The organism is Faecalibacterium langellae (assembly GCF_002549775.1).
In the GTDB taxonomy this organism is placed as follows: domain Bacteria; phylum Bacillota; class Clostridia; order Oscillospirales; family Ruminococcaceae; genus Faecalibacterium; species Faecalibacterium langellae.
The window spans coordinates 61,443-81,128 of sequence record NZ_NMTR01000002.1 but is presented as its reverse complement, the minus strand read 5'-3'; the positions used below and the strand labels follow the sequence as shown (position 1 = coordinate 81,128).

At 63.4% G+C, this 19,686-nt stretch carries 23 protein-coding genes and 1 pseudogene; 18 read left to right on the top strand and 6 right to left on the bottom strand.

Translation table 11 applies throughout. The features are described 5' to 3' along the window. Nucleotides 1–2 precede the first annotated feature (2 nt). The 15 genes from cobM to CGS49_RS01060 are packed head-to-tail and all read left to right on the top strand — an operon-like array spanning nt 3 to nt 13,248. Complete coding sequence (cobM, locus tag CGS49_RS01130; protein WP_097800135.1) at nt 3–764, top strand: precorrin-4 C(11)-methyltransferase; 762 nt, start codon at nt 3–5, stop codon at nt 762–764. Then, entirely contained in the window at nt 761–1,759 is a 999-nt protein-coding gene (locus tag CGS49_RS01125; protein WP_097800134.1) for a cobalt-precorrin 5A hydrolase, read from the top strand. The genes cobM and CGS49_RS01125 overlap by 4 nt, the downstream gene beginning before the upstream one ends. After that, a complete protein-coding gene (gene cobJ / locus CGS49_RS01120) occupies nt 1,752–2,519 on the top strand; it encodes a precorrin-3B C(17)-methyltransferase (protein ID WP_097800133.1) in 768 nt (255 codons plus the stop codon). Before CGS49_RS01125 ends, cobJ begins: the two co-directional genes overlap by 8 nt. Continuing rightward, on the top strand, nt 2,516–3,262 hold the full coding sequence (cobK, locus tag CGS49_RS01115; protein WP_097800132.1) for a precorrin-6A reductase: 747 nt from the start codon (nt 2,516–2,518) through the stop codon (nt 3,260–3,262). Before cobJ ends, cobK begins: the two co-directional genes overlap by 4 nt. After that, nucleotides 3,250–4,446 (top strand): precorrin-6y C5,15-methyltransferase (decarboxylating) subunit CbiE, encoded by a 1,197-nt coding sequence (cbiE, locus tag CGS49_RS01110; protein WP_097800131.1) that lies wholly within the window; start codon nt 3,250–3,252, stop codon nt 4,444–4,446. The genes cobK and cbiE overlap by 13 nt, the downstream gene beginning before the upstream one ends. Then, a complete protein-coding gene (locus tag CGS49_RS01105; protein ID WP_097800130.1) occupies nt 4,443–5,792 on the top strand; it encodes a cobyrinic acid a,c-diamide synthase CobB in 1,350 nt (449 codons plus the stop codon). Before cbiE ends, CGS49_RS01105 begins: the two co-directional genes overlap by 4 nt. Then, nucleotides 5,789–6,853, top strand: coding sequence for a nicotinate-nucleotide--dimethylbenzimidazole phosphoribosyltransferase (gene cobT / locus CGS49_RS01100; RefSeq protein WP_097800129.1), 1,065 nt, complete (start codon nt 5,789–5,791; stop codon nt 6,851–6,853). The genes CGS49_RS01105 and cobT overlap by 4 nt, the downstream gene beginning before the upstream one ends. Further along, complete coding sequence (locus tag CGS49_RS01095; RefSeq protein WP_097800128.1) at nt 6,847–7,368, top strand: bifunctional adenosylcobinamide kinase/adenosylcobinamide-phosphate guanylyltransferase; 522 nt, start codon at nt 6,847–6,849, stop codon at nt 7,366–7,368. The genes cobT and CGS49_RS01095 overlap by 7 nt, the downstream gene beginning before the upstream one ends. Next, nucleotides 7,365–8,117 carry an adenosylcobinamide-GDP ribazoletransferase gene (locus CGS49_RS01090; protein ID WP_097800127.1) on the top strand — a complete coding sequence of 251 codons (753 nt, stop codon included), beginning with the start codon at nt 7,365–7,367 and terminating at the stop codon, nt 8,115–8,117. The genes CGS49_RS01095 and CGS49_RS01090 overlap by 4 nt, the downstream gene beginning before the upstream one ends. Then, nucleotides 8,114–8,443, top strand: a complete 330-nt coding sequence (locus CGS49_RS01085) for a bifunctional adenosylcobinamide kinase/adenosylcobinamide-phosphate guanylyltransferase (protein WP_097800126.1) — start codon at nt 8,114–8,116, stop codon at nt 8,441–8,443. Before CGS49_RS01090 ends, CGS49_RS01085 begins: the two co-directional genes overlap by 4 nt. Continuing rightward, nucleotides 8,437–9,033: a histidine phosphatase family protein gene (locus tag CGS49_RS01080; RefSeq protein WP_097800125.1), complete on the top strand. Its 597-nt coding sequence runs from the start codon at nt 8,437–8,439 to the stop codon at nt 9,031–9,033. The genes CGS49_RS01085 and CGS49_RS01080 overlap by 7 nt, the downstream gene beginning before the upstream one ends. Next, a complete protein-coding gene (gene cbiB, locus CGS49_RS01075; protein ID WP_097800124.1) occupies nt 9,033–9,974 on the top strand; it encodes an adenosylcobinamide-phosphate synthase CbiB in 942 nt (313 codons plus the stop codon). The genes CGS49_RS01080 and cbiB overlap by 1 nt, the downstream gene beginning before the upstream one ends. Before the next feature lie 42 nt (nt 9,975–10,016). Then, a complete protein-coding gene (locus tag CGS49_RS01070; protein ID WP_097800123.1) occupies nt 10,017–11,084 on the top strand; it encodes a pyridoxal phosphate-dependent aminotransferase in 1,068 nt (355 codons plus the stop codon). Further along, on the top strand, nt 11,081–12,577 hold the full coding sequence (locus CGS49_RS01065) for a cobyric acid synthase (protein ID WP_097800122.1): 1,497 nt from the start codon (nt 11,081–11,083) through the stop codon (nt 12,575–12,577). Before CGS49_RS01070 ends, CGS49_RS01065 begins: the two co-directional genes overlap by 4 nt. Beyond that, on the top strand, nt 12,574–13,248 hold the full coding sequence (locus tag CGS49_RS01060; protein ID WP_097800121.1) for a precorrin-8X methylmutase: 675 nt from the start codon (nt 12,574–12,576) through the stop codon (nt 13,246–13,248). The genes CGS49_RS01065 and CGS49_RS01060 overlap by 4 nt, the downstream gene beginning before the upstream one ends. 61 nt (nt 13,249–13,309) lie before the next feature. On the opposite strand, the gene CGS49_RS14095 is transcribed toward CGS49_RS01060, so the two are convergent. The 4 genes and pseudogenes from CGS49_RS14095 to CGS49_RS01050 all read right to left on the bottom strand — a co-directional run bounded on the left by CGS49_RS14095 (nt 13,310) and on the right by CGS49_RS01050 (nt 14,462). Next, complete coding sequence (locus tag CGS49_RS14095) at nt 13,310–13,477, bottom strand: hypothetical protein (protein ID WP_179858999.1); 168 nt, start codon at nt 13,475–13,477, stop codon at nt 13,310–13,312. Then, entirely contained in the window at nt 13,477–13,602 is a 126-nt protein-coding gene (locus CGS49_RS14605) for a hypothetical protein (protein WP_343215846.1), read from the bottom strand. Before CGS49_RS14605 ends, CGS49_RS14095 begins: the two co-directional genes overlap by 1 nt. A gap of 92 nt (nt 13,603–13,694) precedes the next feature. Next, a pseudogene (locus tag CGS49_RS14600) lies at nt 13,695–13,946 on the bottom strand (aldo/keto reductase); the annotation flags it as partial. Nucleotides 13,947–14,051: 105 nt separating this feature from the next. Then, complete coding sequence (locus tag CGS49_RS01050) at nt 14,052–14,462, bottom strand: SseB family protein (protein WP_097800120.1); 411 nt, start codon at nt 14,460–14,462, stop codon at nt 14,052–14,054. Nucleotides 14,463–14,625: 163 nt separating this feature from the next. Between CGS49_RS01050 and CGS49_RS01045 the strand changes: the two genes are divergently transcribed. Beyond that, nucleotides 14,626–15,258 (top strand): L-2-amino-thiazoline-4-carboxylic acid hydrolase, encoded by a 633-nt coding sequence (locus CGS49_RS01045; protein WP_097800119.1) that lies wholly within the window; start codon nt 14,626–14,628, stop codon nt 15,256–15,258. A 40-nt stretch (nt 15,259–15,298) separates the two neighbouring features. On the opposite strand, the gene CGS49_RS01040 is transcribed toward CGS49_RS01045, so the two are convergent. Further along, nucleotides 15,299–16,111 (bottom strand): LysR family transcriptional regulator, encoded by an 813-nt coding sequence (locus CGS49_RS01040; protein ID WP_097800118.1) that lies wholly within the window; start codon nt 16,109–16,111, stop codon nt 15,299–15,301. A 128-nt stretch (nt 16,112–16,239) separates the two neighbouring features. Here CGS49_RS01040 and CGS49_RS01035 point away from each other — a divergent pair, with 128 nt between their 5' ends. Then, nucleotides 16,240–17,079, top strand: a complete 840-nt coding sequence (locus tag CGS49_RS01035) for an aldo/keto reductase (RefSeq protein WP_097800117.1) — start codon at nt 16,240–16,242, stop codon at nt 17,077–17,079. Between the two features lie 85 nt (nt 17,080–17,164). On the opposite strand, the gene pepT is transcribed toward CGS49_RS01035, so the two are convergent. Further along, complete coding sequence (gene pepT / locus CGS49_RS01030) at nt 17,165–18,382, bottom strand: peptidase T (RefSeq protein WP_097800116.1); 1,218 nt, start codon at nt 18,380–18,382, stop codon at nt 17,165–17,167. Between the two features lie 206 nt (nt 18,383–18,588). Between pepT and CGS49_RS01025 the strand changes: the two genes are divergently transcribed. Continuing rightward, on the top strand, nt 18,589–19,584 hold the full coding sequence (locus CGS49_RS01025; protein WP_097800115.1) for a D-isomer specific 2-hydroxyacid dehydrogenase family protein: 996 nt from the start codon (nt 18,589–18,591) through the stop codon (nt 19,582–19,584). The last annotated feature ends 102 nt before the right edge of the window (nt 19,585–19,686 follow it).

Here is a 19,686-nt window from a genome sequence, read left to right as displayed (position 1 = left end):
CTATGGTACATTTTGTTGGCGCAGGCCCCGGTGCACCGGACCTCATCACCCAGCGCGGCGCGGCCCTGCTGCAGGCCGCCGACTGCATCATTTATGCGGGCAGTCTCGTGAACCCGGCCCTGCTTGGCCTTGCCAAAGCGGGCTGTGCAATTTACAACAGCGCCGAGATGACTCTCGAACAGGTTCTGGATGTGATGCGCCGGATGGAAGCCGCGGGCAAGACCACCGTGCGCCTGCACACCGGCGACCCCTGCCTGTACGGCGCCATCCGGGAGCAGATGGACGTGCTGGATGCCGAAGGCATCCCCTACGATGACACGCCAGGCGTTTCCAGCTTCTGCGGCGCGGCAGCGGCGCTGAACGCCGAGTACACCCTGCCCACTGTCAGCCAGACCGTCATCATCACCCGCATGGAGGGCCGCACCCCGGTGCCGGAAAAGGAAAAGCTGGCAAGCCTTGCTTCACACGGGGCCACCATGGTCATCTTCCTCTCCATCGGTCTGGTGGACAAGGTGCAGGAAGCCTTGCTTGCAGGTGGTGCCTACACGGCAGAGACCCCGGCAGCGGTGGTGTACAAAGCCACCTGGCCGGAACAGAAGACCGTTCGCTGCACCGTGGGCACGCTGGCCGAGAGCGTCCATGCGGCACACATCACCAAGACGGCCCTCATCGTGGTGGGCGGCTTCCTGGGCCAGAATTACGAGCGCAGCAAGCTCTACGACCCGGCCTTCACCACCGCGTTCCGCAAGGGGACCGACCAGTGACCCGGGCTTACCTTGCCTTTACGGCAAAGGGCCTTGCGCTGGCCCAAAAACTGGCGGCAGCCTATTCCGGCAGTGTGGCCCGCTGCGGCCATGCGCCCGGGCAGGTCGGCCTTGCCGACTGGACAGCCCGGCAGTTTGCCGGGAGTGACGCTCTGATCTTTGTGGGCGCTGTTGGCATCGCAGTGCGGGCCATTGCCCCCCACTGCCAGAGCAAGGCGTCGGACCCCGCCGTGGTGGTGCTGGACGAGTGCGGGCATTTTGCGGTGCCCATCCTCTCAGGCCACCTCGGCGGTGCCAACAACCTGGCCCGGGCGCTGGCGGCTGTGTGCGGCGCGGTGCCGGTCATCACCACGGCTACCGATGCAATCGGCGTGTTTGCGGTGGACGAGTGGGCCAAGCACCAGAACTGTGCCGTGCTGGAGCCGGAGCGCATCAAGCTTGTCAGCGGTGCACTGCTGGCGGGCAGGCCCGTGCACTTTGCATCCGACTGGCCCATTGCAGGCACGCCGCCTGCGAGCCTGACCGAGAGCGCAGATGCCCCGGACTTTGCCCTCACCCTCTGCCCGGCGGGAGACGCCTTGCATCTGGTGCCCCGCATCGGGGTGCTGGGCGTAGGCTGCAAACGCGGCACCAGCGCCGGCACGCTGGAAGAAGCTTTCGCGGCCTTTTGTGCCGCAAACCGGCTGGCCCTGCAGTGCATCACGGCGGCGGCCAGCATCGACCTGAAACAAAACGAAGCGGGCTTACTTGCCTTCTGCCAGGATCACGGCTGGCCGGTGCAGTTCTTCCCCGCCGAAGCCCTGCGCGCCGCGCCCGGCAGCTTTACGCCCTCTGCCTTTGTGCAGAGCGTCACCGGCGTGGACAATGTCTGCGAGCGGTCAGCCGTGCTGGCGGCAGGCGGGCCGCTCGTTTTTCACAAATACGCCCGCACCGGCGTGACCTTTGCGCTGGCGGTGCGGCCCTTTGCCCCGGATTGGAGGTGGCAAAATGTTTGACCCGATGGAATTTGAGATCGACCAGCCGGAAAGCGTCGTCTATGCGGTCGGCATCGGCCCGGGCGACCCTTACTATATGACCCAGGAAGCCCACAATGTCCTCGAAAGTGTGGACGCCATCTGCGGCTACAAGCTGTATCTCGACCTGATCGAGCCGGAGTTTCCCTGCGAGGAATACTATTCCACCGGCATGACAAAGGAGATCGACCGCTGCCGCTGGGCGCTGGAAAAGGCCAGCACCGGCAAACGGGTGGCGCTGGTGTGCAGCGGCGACGCGGGCGTTTACGGCATGGCCAGCCCGCTGCTGGAGCTGGCCGAAGAATACCCGGACGTGACCATAGAGGTCGTGCCCGGCCTGACCGCCGCCCTCAGCGGCGGAGCCGTGCTGGGTGCCCCGCTGGCCCATGATTTCTGCGTCATTTCCCTTTCCGACCGGCTCACCCCGTGGGAGGTCATTGAAAAGCGGCTGGCCTGCGCGGCCATGGGCGATTTCTGCCTGGCGCTGTACAACCCTTCCTCCAAAGGCCGCCCGGACTACCTGCAGAAGGCGGTGCGCATTCTGCGCGCTAACGGTAAGGGCCCGGAGACGGTCTGCGGCCTTGTGCGCAACATCGGCCGCGAAGGCCAGACCAGCTGTGTGCTGACCCTGGCCGAGCTGGAAAGCACCCCGGTGGATATGTTCACCACCGTGTACATCGGCAACGCAGCCACCCGCGCGGTCTCGGGCTGGATGGTCACGCCTCGGGGGTACCGCAAGTGAAGGCGGTCGTGTTCAGCGGCACCACCGAGGGCCGCCGTTTCTCCCAGAAGCTGGCCGCACTGGGTGCCAAAGTGACCGTCTGCGTGGCAACGCCGCTGGGTGCCGAGGAGCAGGGCGAGATGGCGGGCATCACCGTCCACGCCGGGCGGCTGCAGCCGGACGCCATGGCGGCGCTGCTGGCAGGTGCAGACCTCTGCATCGACGCCACCCACCCCTACGCGGTGGATGCCACCAAAAACATCCGCGCGGCAGCGGCGCAGGCGGGCGTGGAATACCGCCGCCTGCTGCGGGCCCAGAGTCCCCTGCCCGAGGGCTGCGCCGTGTTTGAGACGGCGGCACAGGCCGCAGAATACCTTGCCGGACAGGATGGCAATGTGCTGTTGGCCACCGGTGCCAAGGAGCTTTCTGCTTTTGCGTCCCTCGACCCGGCCCGGCTCTACCCCCGCGTGCTGCCCACGCCGGAGGGCATTGCCGCCTGCGAGGCGGCCCACATCCCGCACAAAAACATCATCGCCATGCAGGGGCCGTTCAGCCTCGTGCTGAATGTTGCTTTGATGGAGCAGTTCCATATTCAATATCTCGTCACCAAGGACGGCGGCGCGGCAGGCGGCTTTGCCGAGAAGGTACAGGCCGCTGCCAAAACCGGCGCACAGCTGGTGGTGCTGCGCCGCCCGCCGGAGGTCGGCGAGACCGAGGACGAATTATTCACGCATTGTCAGGAGATGTTGCAATGGTCACACTGATCGGTATGGGCAGCGGCAGGTGGGAAGCCCTTTCCGCACAGGCACAGGCCGCCGTGCGCGGCGCGGGCCTTGTGTTCGGCGCAAAACGGCTGCTGGCGGGTCTGCCCGCAGACTGCACCGCCCGGCAGTTTGCCCTCTACCAGCCTGCCGACATCCTCGAAATGCTGGCGCAGAACCCCGGGCAGGACGCCGCCGTGCTCTACAGCGGCGACATCGGGTTTTACTCCGGAGCGTCCGGCCTGCTCACGCCCCTGCGGGCGCTGGGCATCCCGGCCCGGGTGTACCCGGGCATTTCCAGCGTGCAGCTGCTCTCGGCGGCGCTGGGCCGCCCGTGGCAGGACTGGAAGCTGGTCTCGGCCCACGGCTGTGCCTGCGACCCGGTGGCAGAATGCATGACGAACAAGGCCGTATTCTTCCTCACCGGCGGCACCGAGACGCCCGCCACCCTCTGCCGGAAGCTGACCGCTGCCGGTATGGGTGCGGCCCACGGTGTTGTGGGCGAGAACCTTGGCACCGAAGCCGAAGCCATCCGCTACGGCTCTGCCGCCGAACTGGCCGGGCAGAGTTTTGCACCGCTCAGCGTATTGCTGGTGGAAAACTTCGATCTTCCGCCGTTTCGTTCACAGGGCTGGCCGGATGAAGCCTTCACCCGGGGCGACGTACCCATGACCAAGCAGGAGGTGCGTGCCGCCGCGCTGGCAAAACTGGCGGTGACCCCCACCGATACGGTGTGGGATGTGGGCGCAGGCACCGGCAGCGTGAGTGTGGAATTGGCCCTTGCGGCCCCGAAAGGCCGCGTGTACGCTGTGGAGTGCGAGCCGGACGCCTGTGCGCTCATCCGCAAAAACCGGGAGAAATTCCGTGCTTACAACCTGACCCTCATCGAAGGCAAAGCGCCGGAAGCTCTCGACGGCCTGCCCGCCCCGGACGCCGTGTTCATCGGCGGGACGAAAGGCGGCATGGAGGCCGTGCTGGACGCGGTGCTTACCAAAAACGCGGCGGCACGCATCTGCATCTCGGCCATCGCACTGGAGACCTTGAGCGCCGCCATTGCCGCGCTGACCGCCCGGGGCCTGACCGCCGAGGTGACGCAGATTGCCGTCAGCCGCACAAAACCGGCGGGCCGCCTGCACCTGCTCATGGCCAACAACCCCACCTTCCTCATTACAGGGACATGCAAATGATGCAATTCCTCATCGCCGCGCCGTCTTCCGGCAGCGGCAAGACCACCGTCACCTGCGCGGTGCTGGCGGCGCTGAAACAGCACGGAGCCGACCCCTGTGCCTTTAAATCCGGACCGGACTACATCGACCCCATGTTTCACCGCTCGGCTCTCGGCGTAGAAAGCCACAATCTGGACCTGTTTCTTTCCACCAAAGACACCGTGCAGGCCCTTTATGCCCGCTACGCCGCCGGGCATGGTGCCGCCGTGTGCGAGGGTGCCATGGGCTTTTACGACGGACAGGGCCTGACCACCCGGGCCAGTGCCTGGGAGCTGGCAGATACGCTGGGCCTGCCGGTGCTTCTGGTGGTGCAGCCCAAAGGGGCCAGCGTGACGCTGGCGGCCCAAATTCAGGGTTTGGTGCACTTCCACAAAAACAGCCATCTCGCAGGCATTCTGCTCAATAACTGCTCCGAAAAGCTGTACAACATGCTCAAACCCCTGCTGGAAGCCGAGACTGGTCTGCCGGTTCTGGGCTATCTGCCCCATCTGCCCGAAGCTGTGGTGGAGAGCCGCCATCTCGGCCTGAAAAGCGCCGATGAAATTGCCGGCCTGCAGGAAAAGATCGCCCTGCTGGCAGACAGCCTGGTGCTGGACTGGGACAAGCTGGCCGAACTGACCGAGAAACCGGAGCCGGAAAGCGAAAGGCTTCCTCCTTGGGGGAAGGCTTCCCTTCTTCCCCGCATCGCCGTGGCAAAAGACGAAGCCTTCTGCTTCACCTATGCCGAAACGCTGGACGCTTTGCGGGACGCCGGGGCAACGCTTGTGTTTTTCAGTCCGGTGCACGATGCCGCCCTGCCGGAAGGCATCGGCGGGCTGTACCTGCCCGGCGGCTACCCGGAGCTGTACGCCAAACGATTGAGCGAAAATGAGACCATGCGCACATCCATCCGGGCCGCCGTGAGCGCCGGTCTGCCCACCGTGGCCGAGTGCGGCGGCTTTCTCTACCTCGGGCAGAGCCTTGAAGGGACAGATGGCCAGAACTGGCCCATGGCAGGCGTTCTGCCGGGCGAGGGCATCCGGGTGGGCAGGCTGGTGCGGTTCGGGTATGCGACGCTCACCGCAAAGGCGGACAGCCTGCTGTTCCGCGCGGGAGAAAAGCTGCCCATCCACGAATTCCACCACTGGGATTCCACCGCAAACGGCACTGCATTTACTGCCTGCAAAAGTGCAAAAATGCAGTGGGAATGCGGCTTTGCAACTGAGAATTTCTATGCGGGCTTCCCGCATTTTTACTGGGCGGGCACGCCCCTGCCCCGCCGCTTTGTGGCGGCGGCAGAACGCTATACAAAAGGACAACAAAAATGACCGAAACGGAATTGAAAACACTGCTTGCTTCCATCACCCCGCCGGACGAAGCCGCCCGCGCGGCGGCACGCGCCCACTGGATGGGTCTTGCAAAACCTCTGGGCGGGCTGGGCACCCTTGAGACCATGCTGGAAGATGCTGCCGCCCTCACCGGCAGCGCGGACCTCGACTTCTCCCGCCGGGTGGTGGCGGTGCTCTGCGCCGACAACGGCGTGGTGGCGCAGGGCGTGAGCCAGACCGGGCAGGAAGTGACCCGTGCCGTGGCTGAGAACCTCGCCATGCGCCGCACCAGTGTTTGCCAGATGGCCCGCACCGCCCACTGCGACGTGCTGCCCGTGGATATGGGCATCGCGGGCGAACCGGTGCCCGGCGTGCGAAACTGCCGCATTGCATCCGGCACGGCAGACTTTACGGCTGGCCCTGCCATGAGCCGAGCGCAGGCCGTGCAGGCCATCGGGGCGGGCATTGCCCTTGCCCGGGAGCTGGCGGACAACGGCTACCGGCTCATCGCCACCGGTGAGATGGGCATTGGCAACACCACCACCTCCAGCGCGGTGGCGGCGGTGCTGCTGGGCCAGCCGGTGGAGCTCATGACCGGACGCGGTGCGGGCCTTTCGGACGAAGGGCTGGCCCGCAAGGTGGACGCCATCTGCCGGGGCATCCTTGTCAACGAACCAGACCCGGAAGACCCGCTGGATGTTCTCAGCAAGCTCGGTGGGTTTGACATCGCGGGCCTGTGCGGCGTTTTTCTGGGCGGTGCGCTGGCCGGTGTGCCCGTGCTGATGGACGGCTTCATCAGCGGCGTGGCTGCTCTGTGCGCCGTGCGCCTCTGCCCGGCGGCCGCAAAGGCGGTGTTTGCCAGCCACTGTTCGGCCGAGCCTGCCGCACGGCTGGTGCTGGAAGCCCTGGGCAAGTCGCCCCTCATCACGGCAAACCTGCACCTCGGCGAGGGCACCGGCGCGGTGGCGTCCATCCCTCTGTGGGATATGGCGCTGGCCGTGTACGGCGGGTGCTACTCCTTCACGGAGGGCGGCATCACGCCGTATACTCCCCAATGCTGACGCTGGTGCTGGGCGGTGCCGCCAGCGGCAAAAGCGAATATGCGGAAAGCCTTGTGCTGAAAACCGCGCTCCCGCGCTATTATCTTGCCACTATGCAGGTATGGGACGCCGAATGCGCCGCCCGGGTGGAAAAACATCGCAAAATGCGGGCCGCAAAGCAGTTTAAAACGGTGGAGTGCCCCCTGCATCTGGACGCGGTGCGTCTGCCCGCCCGGGGCACAGCTCTGCTGGAGGACCTTGGCAACCTTGCCGCCAACGAGCTCTACGACCCCACCGGGGCGGGAGAGAACGCAGCGGCCGCCATCCTGCGCGGGCTGGATCTGCTTGCCGCCCAGTGCGAAAATCTCATCGTTGTCTCCAACGAGGTGTTCAGCGGCGGCGCCGACTATGCAGGCGACACGGGCCGCTATCTGCGGGCCCTTGCGCAGGTGAACAACGCCTTCGCCGCCCGGGCCGACAATGTGGTGCGGGTGGTGTGCGGCGTACCTGTATATTATAAAGGAGTGGAACCATGATCGTTTTGCAGACCATCGCGGTGGCCTTTGCCATGTTCTCGGCCATCCCGGTGCCGCAGTTCGAGTGGAACGAAAAAAACATGCGTTATGCGATGTGCGCTTTCCCGCTCATCGGGCTGGTCATCGGCGCGGTATGGTACGTGTGCGGGGCACTGCCCCTGCCGGACCTTGTCAGAGCGGCAGGCTTTGCGCTGGTGCCGGTGTGGGTCACCGGCGGCATCCATCTGGACGGCTACGCCGACACCTGCGACGCCCTTTCCAGCTACGGCGACCGGGAAAAGAAGCTGGAAATTTTAAAAGACCCCCACTGCGGTGCCTTTGCGGTCATCCGGCTGTGCAGCTATTTTCTGGCCTACTTCGGCCTGTGCACCTGCGTGCAGTTCACGCCCCGGGTGGGCGCACTGTGGACGCTGGCGCTGGTGCTGGAACGCACCCTCTCCGGCTACGCCGTGGCCGCGTTCCCCATGGCAAAAAACACCGGCCTTGCCCATACCTTTGCCACGGCGGCAGACAAAACCACTGTGCGCCGGGTGCTGACCGTGCTGGCTGTCGTACTGGCCGCCTGCATGATGTTCCTTCGCGGCTGGGCGCTGGTGCTGGCCGCGCTGGCGGTGCTGTTCTATTATAATAAGATGAGCGCAAAGCAGTTCGGCGGCATCACCGGCGACCTTGCCGGGTGGTTCTTGCAAAAGGCCGAGCTGTGGATGCTGGCGGCGCTGGCCGCCTGCCAGTGGGGAGGGCTGTTATGATCTTTATCACCGGGCCGCTCTACAGCGGCAAGCGCACCTTTACGCAGACACTGCCCGGCCACAATTTAAAAATGCGGGCCGACGTGCAAAATTTGGCGGCAGACGCCGCCGACCTGCCTGCCCTTGCGGACAGGCTTGCCCATGAATACGATATCCTCATCGCCACCGAAGTGGGCGGCGGTGTTGTGCCGATGGATGCAAACGAACGTGCCGACCGCGAAGCAGCGGGCCGCCTTGCCTGCCTGCTGGCGGCGCGTGCCGACTGCGTGGTGCAGATGTTCTGCGGCATCCCCACGGTTTTGAAAGGAGAACTTCCAACATGCTGATCTATCTTCTGCGCCACGGCCAGACCGAGTACAACGCCCAGAAGCGTTATCAGGGCCAGCGCGACATCCCGCTTTCGCCCGCAGGTGCGGCCCAGCTGTGCCGTGCCGATTTCGACCCGGACGTGGTCTACGTTTCCACGCTGCAGCGCACCAGCCAGACGGCGCACATCCTGTTCCCCACCGCAAAGCTCGTGCAAGTGGACGGGCTGAAGGAGATGTGCTTTGGCAGCTTTGAGGGCCGCAATTTCATTGAGATGGAAAAAGACCCCGAGTATCAGGCCTGGGTACAGGCCAACTGCGAAAGCTCCTGCCCGGACGGTGAGCGCAAGGCCGATTTCTCGGACCGTATCTGCCGCACCTTTGCCCAGCTGGTGGACAAGGCCCTTGCCGCAGGGGAACAGCGGCTGGTCATTCTGGCCCACGGCGGCACCCAGATGGCGGCTATGGAACGGTTCGCCCTGCCCCGCAGGGACTATTATGACTGGTGCGGCCCCAACGCAGGCGGCTATGTGCTGGATGCCAAGGACTGGACCGAAAAGCGAGTACTTTACCTTGTAAAAACCGTCCAGTATACGAAGGAGGCCCAGTGATGATCCTGTGGGCTGTATTGGGCGGCTTCGTGCTGGACGCGCTTTTCGGCGACCCGGCCTGGCTGCCGCACCCGGTGGTGCTGATGGGCAAGTGCATCTCCCGGCTGGAAAAGTTCCTGCGCGCCCGCCTGCCCAAAACGCCGCAGGGCGAAGTGCTGGGCGGCGGCATCGTGGCATTCTGCCTGCCGGTGGGCACCTTTCTGATTACCAGCCTTGTCTGCCTGCTGGCGGCAAGGATCAGCCCCTGGCTGGGCCTTGCCGTGCAGATGTTCTGGTGCGGGCAGGCGCTGGCGGCCAAAGGGCTTGTGCAGGAAAGTACGAATGTGTATGCCCAGCTTATCAAAAATGACCTGCCCGCCGCACGCAAGGCCGTGAGCCACATCGTGGGCCGCGACACCGAAGCCCTCACCGCCGAGGGCGTGACCAAAGCCGCCGTGGAAACGGTGGCCGAGAATGCCAGCGACGGCGTGATCGCCCCGCTTTTGTACATGCTCATCGGCGGGGCACCGCTGGCACTCACTTACAAAGCCATCAACACGATGGACAGCATGCTGGGCTACAAAAACGAGAAGTACCTCTACTTTGGCCGCATCCCTGCCAAGCTGGACGATGTGGCCAACTACATTCCCAGCCGCCTTGCCGCCCTTTTGTGGGTGGCGGCCGCAGCCTTTACCGGCAATGATGCCAAAGGTGCATGGCGCATCTGGCGGCGCGACCGGCGCAACCATGCCAGCCCCAACAGCGCCCAGACCGAAAGCGCCTGTGCCGGTGCCCTGGGCGTGCAGCTGGCCGGGCCTGCCTATTACTTTGGCGAATATTATGATAAACCCACCATCGGCGATGCCCTGCGGCCCATTGAGCCGCAGGATATCCTGCGCGCCAACCGCATGATGTATGTGGCCAGCGCCTTTGCGCTGGCATGGGGTGCAGCAGCTCTCTGAAGGCTTCCCCCTCGGGGGAAGGCTTTATTATGGAGGATTTTTATGCAACCACTGACCCATGGCGGCGACTGGGCGGGCTACCGCGCCGAGTTCGGCCGCGATCCGCTGGATTTTTCGGCCAATGTCAGCCCGCTGGGCCTGCCGGAAGGCGTAGCAAAGGCCATTACGGCGTCCCTTGCCACCGCCGACCGCTACCCCGACCCGCTGTGCCGCGCCCTGCGGGCAAAGCTGGCTGTAGCCGAGAATGTGCCCGCCGAAAGCATCTTGTGCGGCAACGGCGCAGCAGACCTGATCTTCCGGCTGGTACTGGCCGCAAAGCCCCGCACCGCGCTGGTGACAGCCCCTACCTTTGCCGAATATGCCACAGCCCTTGAAACCGTTGGCTGCACGGTAGAGCGGCACTTTTTGCGGGAAGAAAATGATTTTGCGGTGACGGAAGATATCCTGAATGCGGTGCACCCGGGCATCGAGATGGTGTTCCTCTGCCAGCCCAACAACCCTACCGGCCAGCTGGCCCAGCCTGCCCTTGTGGAAGCCCTGCTGCACAAATGCGAAGCCGTGGGCGCACGGCTGGTGGTGGACGAGTGCTTCCTCGATTTTCTGCCCGAGGGCGATACGCTCTCAGCAAAGCGGCTGCTGCAGACCAGCAAGCATCTTGTCATCCTCAAAGCCTTCACAAAGCTTTACGGCATGGCGGGCGTACGGCTGGGCTACTGCCTTTGCACGGATGAAGCCCTCCTTGCCCGGATGCAGGCAGCAGGCCAGCCGTGGGCGGTGTCCAGTCTGGCGCAGGCGGCAGGCATCGCCGCGCTGGACGAAACGGAATATGTCGCGCAGGTGCGTGAATTGATCAAGACACAGCGGCCCATTCTGGCAAGCGGCCTGCGGGCGCTGGGCCTGCGGGTGATCGAGGGCCGGGCCAACTACCTGCTGTTCCGCGCGCCGGAAGCGCTGGGCAATGCCCTGCGGCAGAAGGGTGCGGTGCTGCGCAGCTGCGGCAACTACCCGGGCCTTTCTGCCTGCTGGTACCGCACCGCTGTGCGCACCGAACAAGAAAACCGCCAGCTTTTGGCACTGCTGGCCGAGACCCTGCCGGAGGTGGCACGATGAGCAGGGCAAAATGCATTATGGTGCAGGGCACCATGAGCGGCGCGGGCAAAAGCCTGCTGTGCGCGGCGCTGTGCCGCATTTTTGCGCAGGACGGCTGGCGCGTGGCCCCGTTCAAAAGCCAGAACATGGCCCTGAACAGTTTTGTCACCAAAGACGGCGCTGAGATGGGCCGGGCACAGGTGGTGCAGGCGCAGGCTGCAGGCGTAGAGCCGGACGTGCGCATGAACCCCATCCTGCTCAAGCCCAGCAGCGATGTGGGCAGTCAGGTCATCGTGAACGGCAAGGCCCGGGGGCAGATGTCCGCCGCCGATTACTTTAAAATGAAGCGCACCCTCATCCCGGACATCCTCGAAGCCTACAACAGCCTTGCCGCCGAGAACGACATCATCGTCATTGAGGGCGCAGGCAGCCCCGCCGAGATCAACCTGAAGGCCGACGATATCGTGAACATGGGCCTTGCAAAGCTCGTGGATGCGCCGGTGCTGCTGGCGGGCGACATCGACCGGGGCGGCGTGTTCGCCCAGCTCTACGGCACCGTGGAACTGCTGGAGCCGGAGGAACGGGCCCGCATCAAAGGCCTTGTCATCAACAAGTTCCGGGGTGATGTGGAAATTCTGCGCCCGGGCCTTGCCATGCTGGAAGAAAAGACGCATCTGCCCGTGGTGGGTGTGGTGCCCTATCTGCGGGTGGAGATCGAGGACGAGGACTCCCTCTCTGACCGGCTGGACGCAAAAAGGGCCGTGAAACCGCTGGATATCGCCATTCTGCGCCTGCCGCATGTTTCCAACTTTACCGATTTCATCCCGCTGGAGCAGCACCCGCTGCTGGGCGTGCGCTATGTGCAGAACCCCCGTCAGCTGGGCACGCCGGACCTTGTCATCCTGCCCGGCACCAAAAACACCATGGACGACCTGCGCTGGCTGCGGGAAAGCGGGCTGGAACCACTGGTGCAGAAGCTTGCCGCCAGCGGTACGCCGGTGCTGGGCGTCTGCGGCGGCTACCAGATGCTGGGCGAGGAGCTCCGCGACCCGGCGGGCGAAGAAAGCGGCACGCCGGGCACCCTGCGGGGCCTGGGCCTGCTGCCCACGGTCACCACCTTCAACGCCGAAAAGCACCTGACCCAGACCGAAGCCGTGACCGCCGCCGGGCCCTTTGCCGGGGCCAGGCTGACCGGCTATGAGATCCATGCCGGACGCACCGAGGTGCGGGGCGAAGGGTTCTGCACCCTTGCGGACGGCACGCCGGAGGGCTGTGTGCAGGGCAATGTGTTTGGCACCTACCTGCACGGCCTGTTCGACACCGGCGAACTGACCGAAAAACTCACCGCATTTTTGTGCAGCCGCAAGGGGCTGGACCCCGCCGGGGCTGATCTCATCCCCATGGAGCAGTACCGTCAGCAGCAGTTTGACAAGCTTGCCGACGGCGTGCGCGCGGCGCTGGACATGCCCGCCGTCTATGCCGCCATGGGCCTGCAGAAAGGAGACAGCGTATGACGCCGCAGCATCATCTGCCCGCCGACATTGAGCGGACGAGCCTTTCCATCATCACCAAAGAGCTGGACGAGATGGGCCTGACCCCGCCGCCGGAAACGGCTGCCGTGGTCAAGCGAGTCATCCACACCACCGCCGACTTTGACTACGCCAAAAATCTGCGGTTCACCCCCGGTGCGGTGGAGGCCGCAGTCCGGGCTCTGCACGGGGGCGTGACCATTGTCACCGACACCAACATGGCGCTGGCCGGTATCTCGAAGCCCGGGCTTGCAAAGCTGGGGTGTGAAGCAGTCTGCTACATGGCGGACCCCGCCGTGGCCGAAGCCGCCAAGCAGGCGGGCACTACCCGGGCCGTGGCCGCCATGCACCGAGCAGCGCAGGAGCACCCGGGGGCCATTCTCGCGGTGGGCAACGCCCCCACCGCCCTGCTGACCATCGCCGAAGAACTGGAAGCCGGGCTGCGGCCTGCTCTGGTCATCGGCGTGCCAGTGGGCTTTGTGAATGTGGTGGAGAGCAAGGAAGTGCTCTTTGCCGCCTGTACGCGCTGCGGCGTGCCCGCCATCGCGGCCATGGGCCGCAAGGGCGGCAGCAACGTGGCCGCCGCCATCTGCAACGCACTCATTTATTCGGCCAGCGAAATGCTGGACCCTGCCGCCCGGGGCTGGCGGGGATAAAAAAGGAACCGGACAGGCCTTTTCGCCCGTCCGGTTCCTTTTTTATCGCATTTTCACTTTTTTACAGAGCATACCGCAGCCAGACCGCACCGCTTTCAAACTGCTGCACGCCGGTCAGGCGCAGGTGGGTCAGCGGGTGCTCCATGGTGCGCCCGTCGAACACCGAGGGCATCTCCCTGCGGCCGTCGATGGAGGTCATCATATGGCAGATGATATAAGGCTTGTTCATTACAGTTTTCCTCCGTACACCGGGAAGCCGCTGCTTGCACCGTAGCTCTCAATGTGCTTGAAGCGCTTGAGGTTCTCCATGTCCTCGGCACTGATGGCAAAGTCCACGGCGGCATTCGTCTCCATGTGGGCGGGGTTCGCAGTCTTGGGCAGCGAGACAGCTCCAGGTAGTCCAGGCCCATCTTCTGCAGCGTTGCGTCGATGCTGGCCTTGGCGGCCTCGTAGGTCTTGTGCTCGGCGGCCACCTTGGACACGACGAACAGCTCCTCGCGGGGCACGCCGCAGCTGCGCACGCCCTCGCCCACGCCGCGCTCGTTGCCATAAGCCTGCGCCGTATCAAAGTGGCGATAGCCCAGCTTGGCAGCGGCCTTCACGGCCTCGGCTGCGTTTGCATCGTCGATGAACCAGGTGCCCAGACCCAGCTGCGGAATTTTTACGCCGTTTGCCAGCGTCAGAGTTTCAGTGTACATTTCCAAAAACCTCCCGTATCATGTTCTGGCCTTATTCTACAACTTAAACTCAACTTTAAGTCAAGAGGTTTTTGAAAAATTCAAAAAAGTGCGTTTCGGCGCGGTTCAGCCTTTGATGATGCGGATGAGGTTCTTGTCCAGCTGAAGGGTGCGGTCCCACGGGTTCAGGATCACGCCGCTGATCTCCGGCACCGTCAGCGCCGCATCGAACAGCTTTTCGATCTCCACCAGGAAGGTGGACTGCACCGCCTCGGCCCCTTTCAGCTCCTGCTCAAAGCTGGTGAAGGCGTACCACCAGCGGGCCCCGTCGGCGGTCTGCACCGTGCGCAGCTGCAGCGGCGCGCCGCCGAGGTTCGGCTCCACCGCCGCCACCAGCTGTCCCTGCGCTTTCATGCGGCGGCGCAGCACCGTCAGGGTGTGGGCCAGCTGCTCCTGGGTGGGCTCGTGCTGCAGCGCCAGCACGGCCTGCTCGATCTTCTCGTTGCCCTGCAGGCCTTCGTCTTTTGTCTCGTTCATGAAAAAGGGTTCCTTTCTGCTGTTTTCCCTTATTTTACCACGCTTTTCTGCCGCCGGGAAGCCCCTGCCGGGCCACGGCGCTTCTCCCGATTGCATCCCGGGCGGCCGTCCGTTATAATGGAAGCAGAAGAACCCCCATGCGGAAGATAAGGAGGGACCTTGCATGAAATACGCCGGAATGCCCATGGCCATGTGGGCGCTGTTCCACCGCTCATTCACCCGGCAGCTGACCGCCGCATTTAGCCTGAGCACACAGCAGGCCAAAGCCGTGGAGGCGCTTGCAAAGCCGAAATATCAGCAGATCATTGCAACGCTGCCGGAGTTTGAAAAAGCAGACCGCTTCAAGATGAACATCGTCAACTGCGCCATGCTCTGCGCTTATATCCTGAACATGCCGCAGCGGCCGGATGTGGACACCCTGACTCGTTACTATGCCGCCGCCATGATGACCCCGGTGGTGCAGTGGGCCTTCCGCCAGAGCGGCAAGACCCAGTACACCCCCAAGCGCCTTGCCGGGATGCAGGCCACCGCAGACCTGCGCGCCGCCGACCGCAACCCTTACTCCTGGAACATGGAGTATTTCCCCTATGCCGACGGCAGCGGCTTTGAGGCGCGCTTCTCCCGCTGCGGCATCTGCACCCTGATGAAGGAGCTGGGCCTTTACGACCTGACCCCGGCTCTGTGCCACATGGACTACACCATGGCCGATGCCGGCGGGGCCACCACCTTTGTGCGGGAATACACCCTTGCCTCCGGCGGCCCCTACTGCGACTGCGGCTACCACAAAAAACAGTGACGATCTCCACGGGTGCACCCGGGCTGTGCATCCGTGGTTTTTATTTTTTCTGCGCCCGCTGCAGAACGTAAAAGGTCACGTCCGCTTCCGGGTCCCGCAGCGGGAGGAACACCCGCCCCGGGTAGCGTTCCCGGGCATTCTTGAAGTAATCGGTGGTGAAGCACGGCAGCGAGGAGGACGCCACCAGTGCATCGAAGGCAAACTCGTCCGTCTGCACCAGAAAGCGGGAAGACGGCATCTTCTGGCGGCAGAGCGTATCCCAGAAGCCAAGTTCCGTGCGCAGCAGGAAATTGAAGCCGTTGATCTCGGCAAAGCTCAGGCTTTCGCGGCGGGCCAGCTCGTGGCCGGGCGGCACGCAGACAAAGAGCTTTTCGTGCATGAATTCCTGCACTGCGGTGCCGTCTTCCGCCTCCGGCCGGAACGGGAGCACCGCCATGTCGCACCCGCCCTGCCGCCATGCGGCGAGCACTTCCTCGTTCTGGCCAATGCTGGAAGCAATGGTCATGCCCGGGCAGGCGGCGCTGAGCTTCGGCAGCAGTTCCCACAGCGGGGCCGGGGCGCAGGAGCGCACCACCAGCGTGCGGCGGCGCTGGTCGAAGGCCTGCACCTGGCGGACCGCCTGCTCCGCTTCGGCCAGCAGCTTGCGGGCTGCCGCCACCGCCTCCCGGCCGGTGTCGTTCAGCTCAATGCGGTTTTTGCTGCGGGTGAACAGCGGCACGCCGAAGTGTTCCTCCACATTTTTCATGCTGCGGGTGATGGACGGGGTGGAGATGTGACCCTTTTCCGCCACTTTGGAAAGGGTGCCCAGGTCCGCAAAATCCACCAGCTGCTGCAGTTCATTCAGATCCAGCATTGCACACCTCACATTTCATTTTGTGAAAAGCAGTTTCCACTATTGATATTTTACATTTTTGCCGATCTGTTGTAAAGTAGTGCCAGAAACACACTTCACCCAAAACCGGAAAACAGGAGGCATTTGCTATGGAATACGTTACACTGAACAACGGCATCAAGATGCCGAAGCTGGGCTACGGCGTCTACCAGACCCCGCCGCAGGACACCAAACGCTGCGTGCTGGACGCCATCGACGTGGGCTACCGCAGCATCGACACGGCCCAGGCCTACGGCAACGAGGAAGGCGTGGGCGAAGCGCTGGCTGCGTGCGGCCTGCCCCGCGAGGAGTTCTTCCTGACCACGAAGGTGTGGATCACCAACGCCGGTTACGAAAAGGCCAAGGCTTCCATTGAGGAGTCCATGCGCAAGCTGCAGACCGATTACCTGGACCTGCTGCTGATCCACCAGCCCTTCGGCGATTATTACGGCACCTACCGCGCCATGGAGGAGTTCTACAGCGCCGGAAAGATCCGTGCCATCGGCGTTTCCAACTTTGGCCCTGACCGCTATCTGGACATCCAGCACTTCGCCAGCGTGAAGCCCGCCGTGAACCAGATCGAGACCCATGTCTTCCAGCAGCAGAAGCTGGCCAGGGAATACCTGAAGAAGTACGGCTGCCAGATCGAATCCTGGGGTCCCTTTGCCGAGGGCCGCAAGGATATGTTCACCAACCCCGTGCTGACCGCCATCGGTGCCAAGTACGGCAAGACTGCCGCCCAGACCGCCCTGCGCTTTTTGCTGCAGAGCGACGTGGTCATTATCCCGAAATCGGTCCACAAGGAGCGGATGCAGCAGAACTTCGAGCTGTTCGATTTCACCCTCTCCGCCGAGGATATGGCTGCCATTGAAGCACTGGACGGCGGCGAAAGCCTGTTCTTCTCCCACTACGACCCCAAGACTGTTGAGTGGTTCATGTCCATCCTGTAAAAAACAGCAGCAAAAAAGCCCGGGAAAGCGCTGTGCTCTCCCGGACTTTTTGGGTATTTCTTCTGTTTTTGAGCCGCGTCTGTTTTTATTCCGCGTACAGCCCGATGATATTCAGCAAGATCTCGGTGCAGCGGTCCATGCGCTCGGCGGTGATGCACTCGCACACGCCGTGGAAGTTGAAGCCGCCGGTGCCCAGGTTCGGGCAGGGCAGACCTTTCCAGCTCAGCATGGCACCGTCGGTGCCGCCGCGCACGGGGATCTCCTCCGGCTCAAGGCCTGCCATGCGGGTGGCCTTGCGGGCTGTTTCCACCAGGTGGAAATGCGGTTTGATCTTTTCCAGCATGTTGCGGTAGCTGTCCTTGATCTCCACCTCCACGGTGCCCTCGCCGTACTTGCCGTTCAAAAACTCGGCAATGTCCAGCATGTTGTCCTTTTTGAACTGCAGCTTGGCGGCGTCGTGGTCGCGCAGGATGTAACCCAGCTTGGCGGTGGTCACGTCTCCGTACATCTGGCACAGGTGGTAGAAGCCCTGGCGGCCCTCGGTGGTCTCGGGCCGGGCAGTGACGGGCAGCGAACCGTGGAACTCCATGGCCACGTTGGAAGCGTTGATCATGGTGCCCTTGGCGGTGCCGGGGTGCACCGAGAAGCCGTGGACCGTCACGGTGGCAGACGCGGCGTTGAAGTTCTCATACTCAATGGAACCGGCGTCGCCGCCGTCCACGGTGTAGGCAAAGTCGGCCCCGAAGCCCGGGATATCGAACAGCTCAGCCCCCTCGCCGATCTCCTCGTCCGGGGTGAAGGCGATGCACAGCTTGCCGTGGGGCAGGCCCTTTTCCTGCAGCGTTTCCACAGCGGTCAGAATTTCGGCGATGCCGGCCTTGTCGTCGGCACCCAGCAGGGTGGTGCCGTCCGAGGTGATGAGGGTCTCGCCCTTCATGCTGCTCAGGAAGGGGAAGACCGAGGGCTTCATCACCATGCCGGTGGCGGGCAGGGTCACCTCGCCGCCGTTGTAGTTCTCCCACACGATGGGCTGCACGTTCTCACCGCTGGCGTCGTCGGCGGTGTCCATGTGCGCGATCAGGCCCAGGGCATGCTTGTCTTCGCAGCCCGGGGTGGCGGGCAGAGTGCCGTAGACATAGCAGTGCTCGTCCACACGGGCATCCTCCAGGCCAAGTGCTTTCATCTCCTCCACCAGCTGACGGGCGAGGTCGAACTCCCGCGCCGCAGAAGGATGGGTGCCGGAGTTTTCGTCCGAGGTGGTGTGCACCCGGACATAGTTCAAAAGCCGTTCATAAGCGCGCATAAGGCACACTCCTTTTTGATTTATTGATGTATACTTCCCAGTTCTTTTATCATACCCTCTTTTCCGACAATTTACAACCGTTTTTTCCAGCATCTGCATGGAAATATGCGTTCTCACGCCGGAGATGAACAAAATTCACGACGAAATCTGCGCGCAGCAGCGCAAAACGTGTTACAATGGGGCAAACTGGACTGGGAGGGAAATTTATGGCGACAAAAGTTTTTTTCTACACTCTGCGCCCCTACGATGAGCTGGGCATCGCGCAGCGGCTGGCACCGCAGATGGACATTGAATTTGGTTACTCGCAGGACTACCCCACGCTGGAAAACGCAGAGCTGGCAAAGGGTTACGACGCCGTGTCGGTGACGCCCTGCGACATGAGCGCCCCCATGGTGAAGCGCTTCCACGAGCTGGGGATCAAGAGCATCTGCTGCCGCTCCATCGGCTACGACCATGTGGACCGCGAGACGGCCCGGGCCCTGGGCATGAAGGTGGCCAATGTGGACTACCCGCCCAACGGCGTGGCGAACTTTGCCATCATGCTCATGCTGATGAGCCTGCGCAAGGCGGGCCACATCCTCAAGCGCGGCGAAGCCCAGGACTACTCACTGAAGGGCAAGATCGGCCGGGATATCTCGGGCTGCACGGTGGGCGTCATCGGCACCGGGCGCATCGGCCGCACCGTGCTGCAGCACCTGTCCGGCTTTGGCTGCCGCCTGCTGGCCTACGACCTGTACCCGAACGAGGACGTGAAGAAGATCGCGGAGTATGTGCCGCTGGAAACCCTGCTGAAAGAGTGCGACGTCATCACCCTGCACACCAACGCCACCGCAGAGAACCATCACCTCATCGACGCAAAGGCCATTGAGACCATGAAGCCGGGCGCAGTGATCATCAACACGGCCCGCGGCAAGCTGATCGACAGCGATGCCCTCATCGCCGGGCTGGAGAGCGGCAAACTGGGCGGCGCAGCGCTGGACGTGCTGGAAAACGAGAACGGCCTGTACTACTATAACCGCATGGGCGATGTGATCCCGAACCCGGAGCTGGCCGCCCTGCGCAGCATGCCCAACGTGATTTTGACCGACCACACGGCTTTCTACACCGAAGAAGATGTGGAGAGCATGGTGCGCGGCGTGCTGGAAAGCGCGGACGCCTTTGCGAAAGGCCAGCCCACCCGGCACGATGTAACGAATCTTTGATTTGGCAGGCGGACGATTTTGAATGGCCGCCGTTGCACTCTGGCCATATTCAGCGGAATTTTTCTTTTTGATAGCGCAAATCCCGGCAGACTGCGGTCTGCC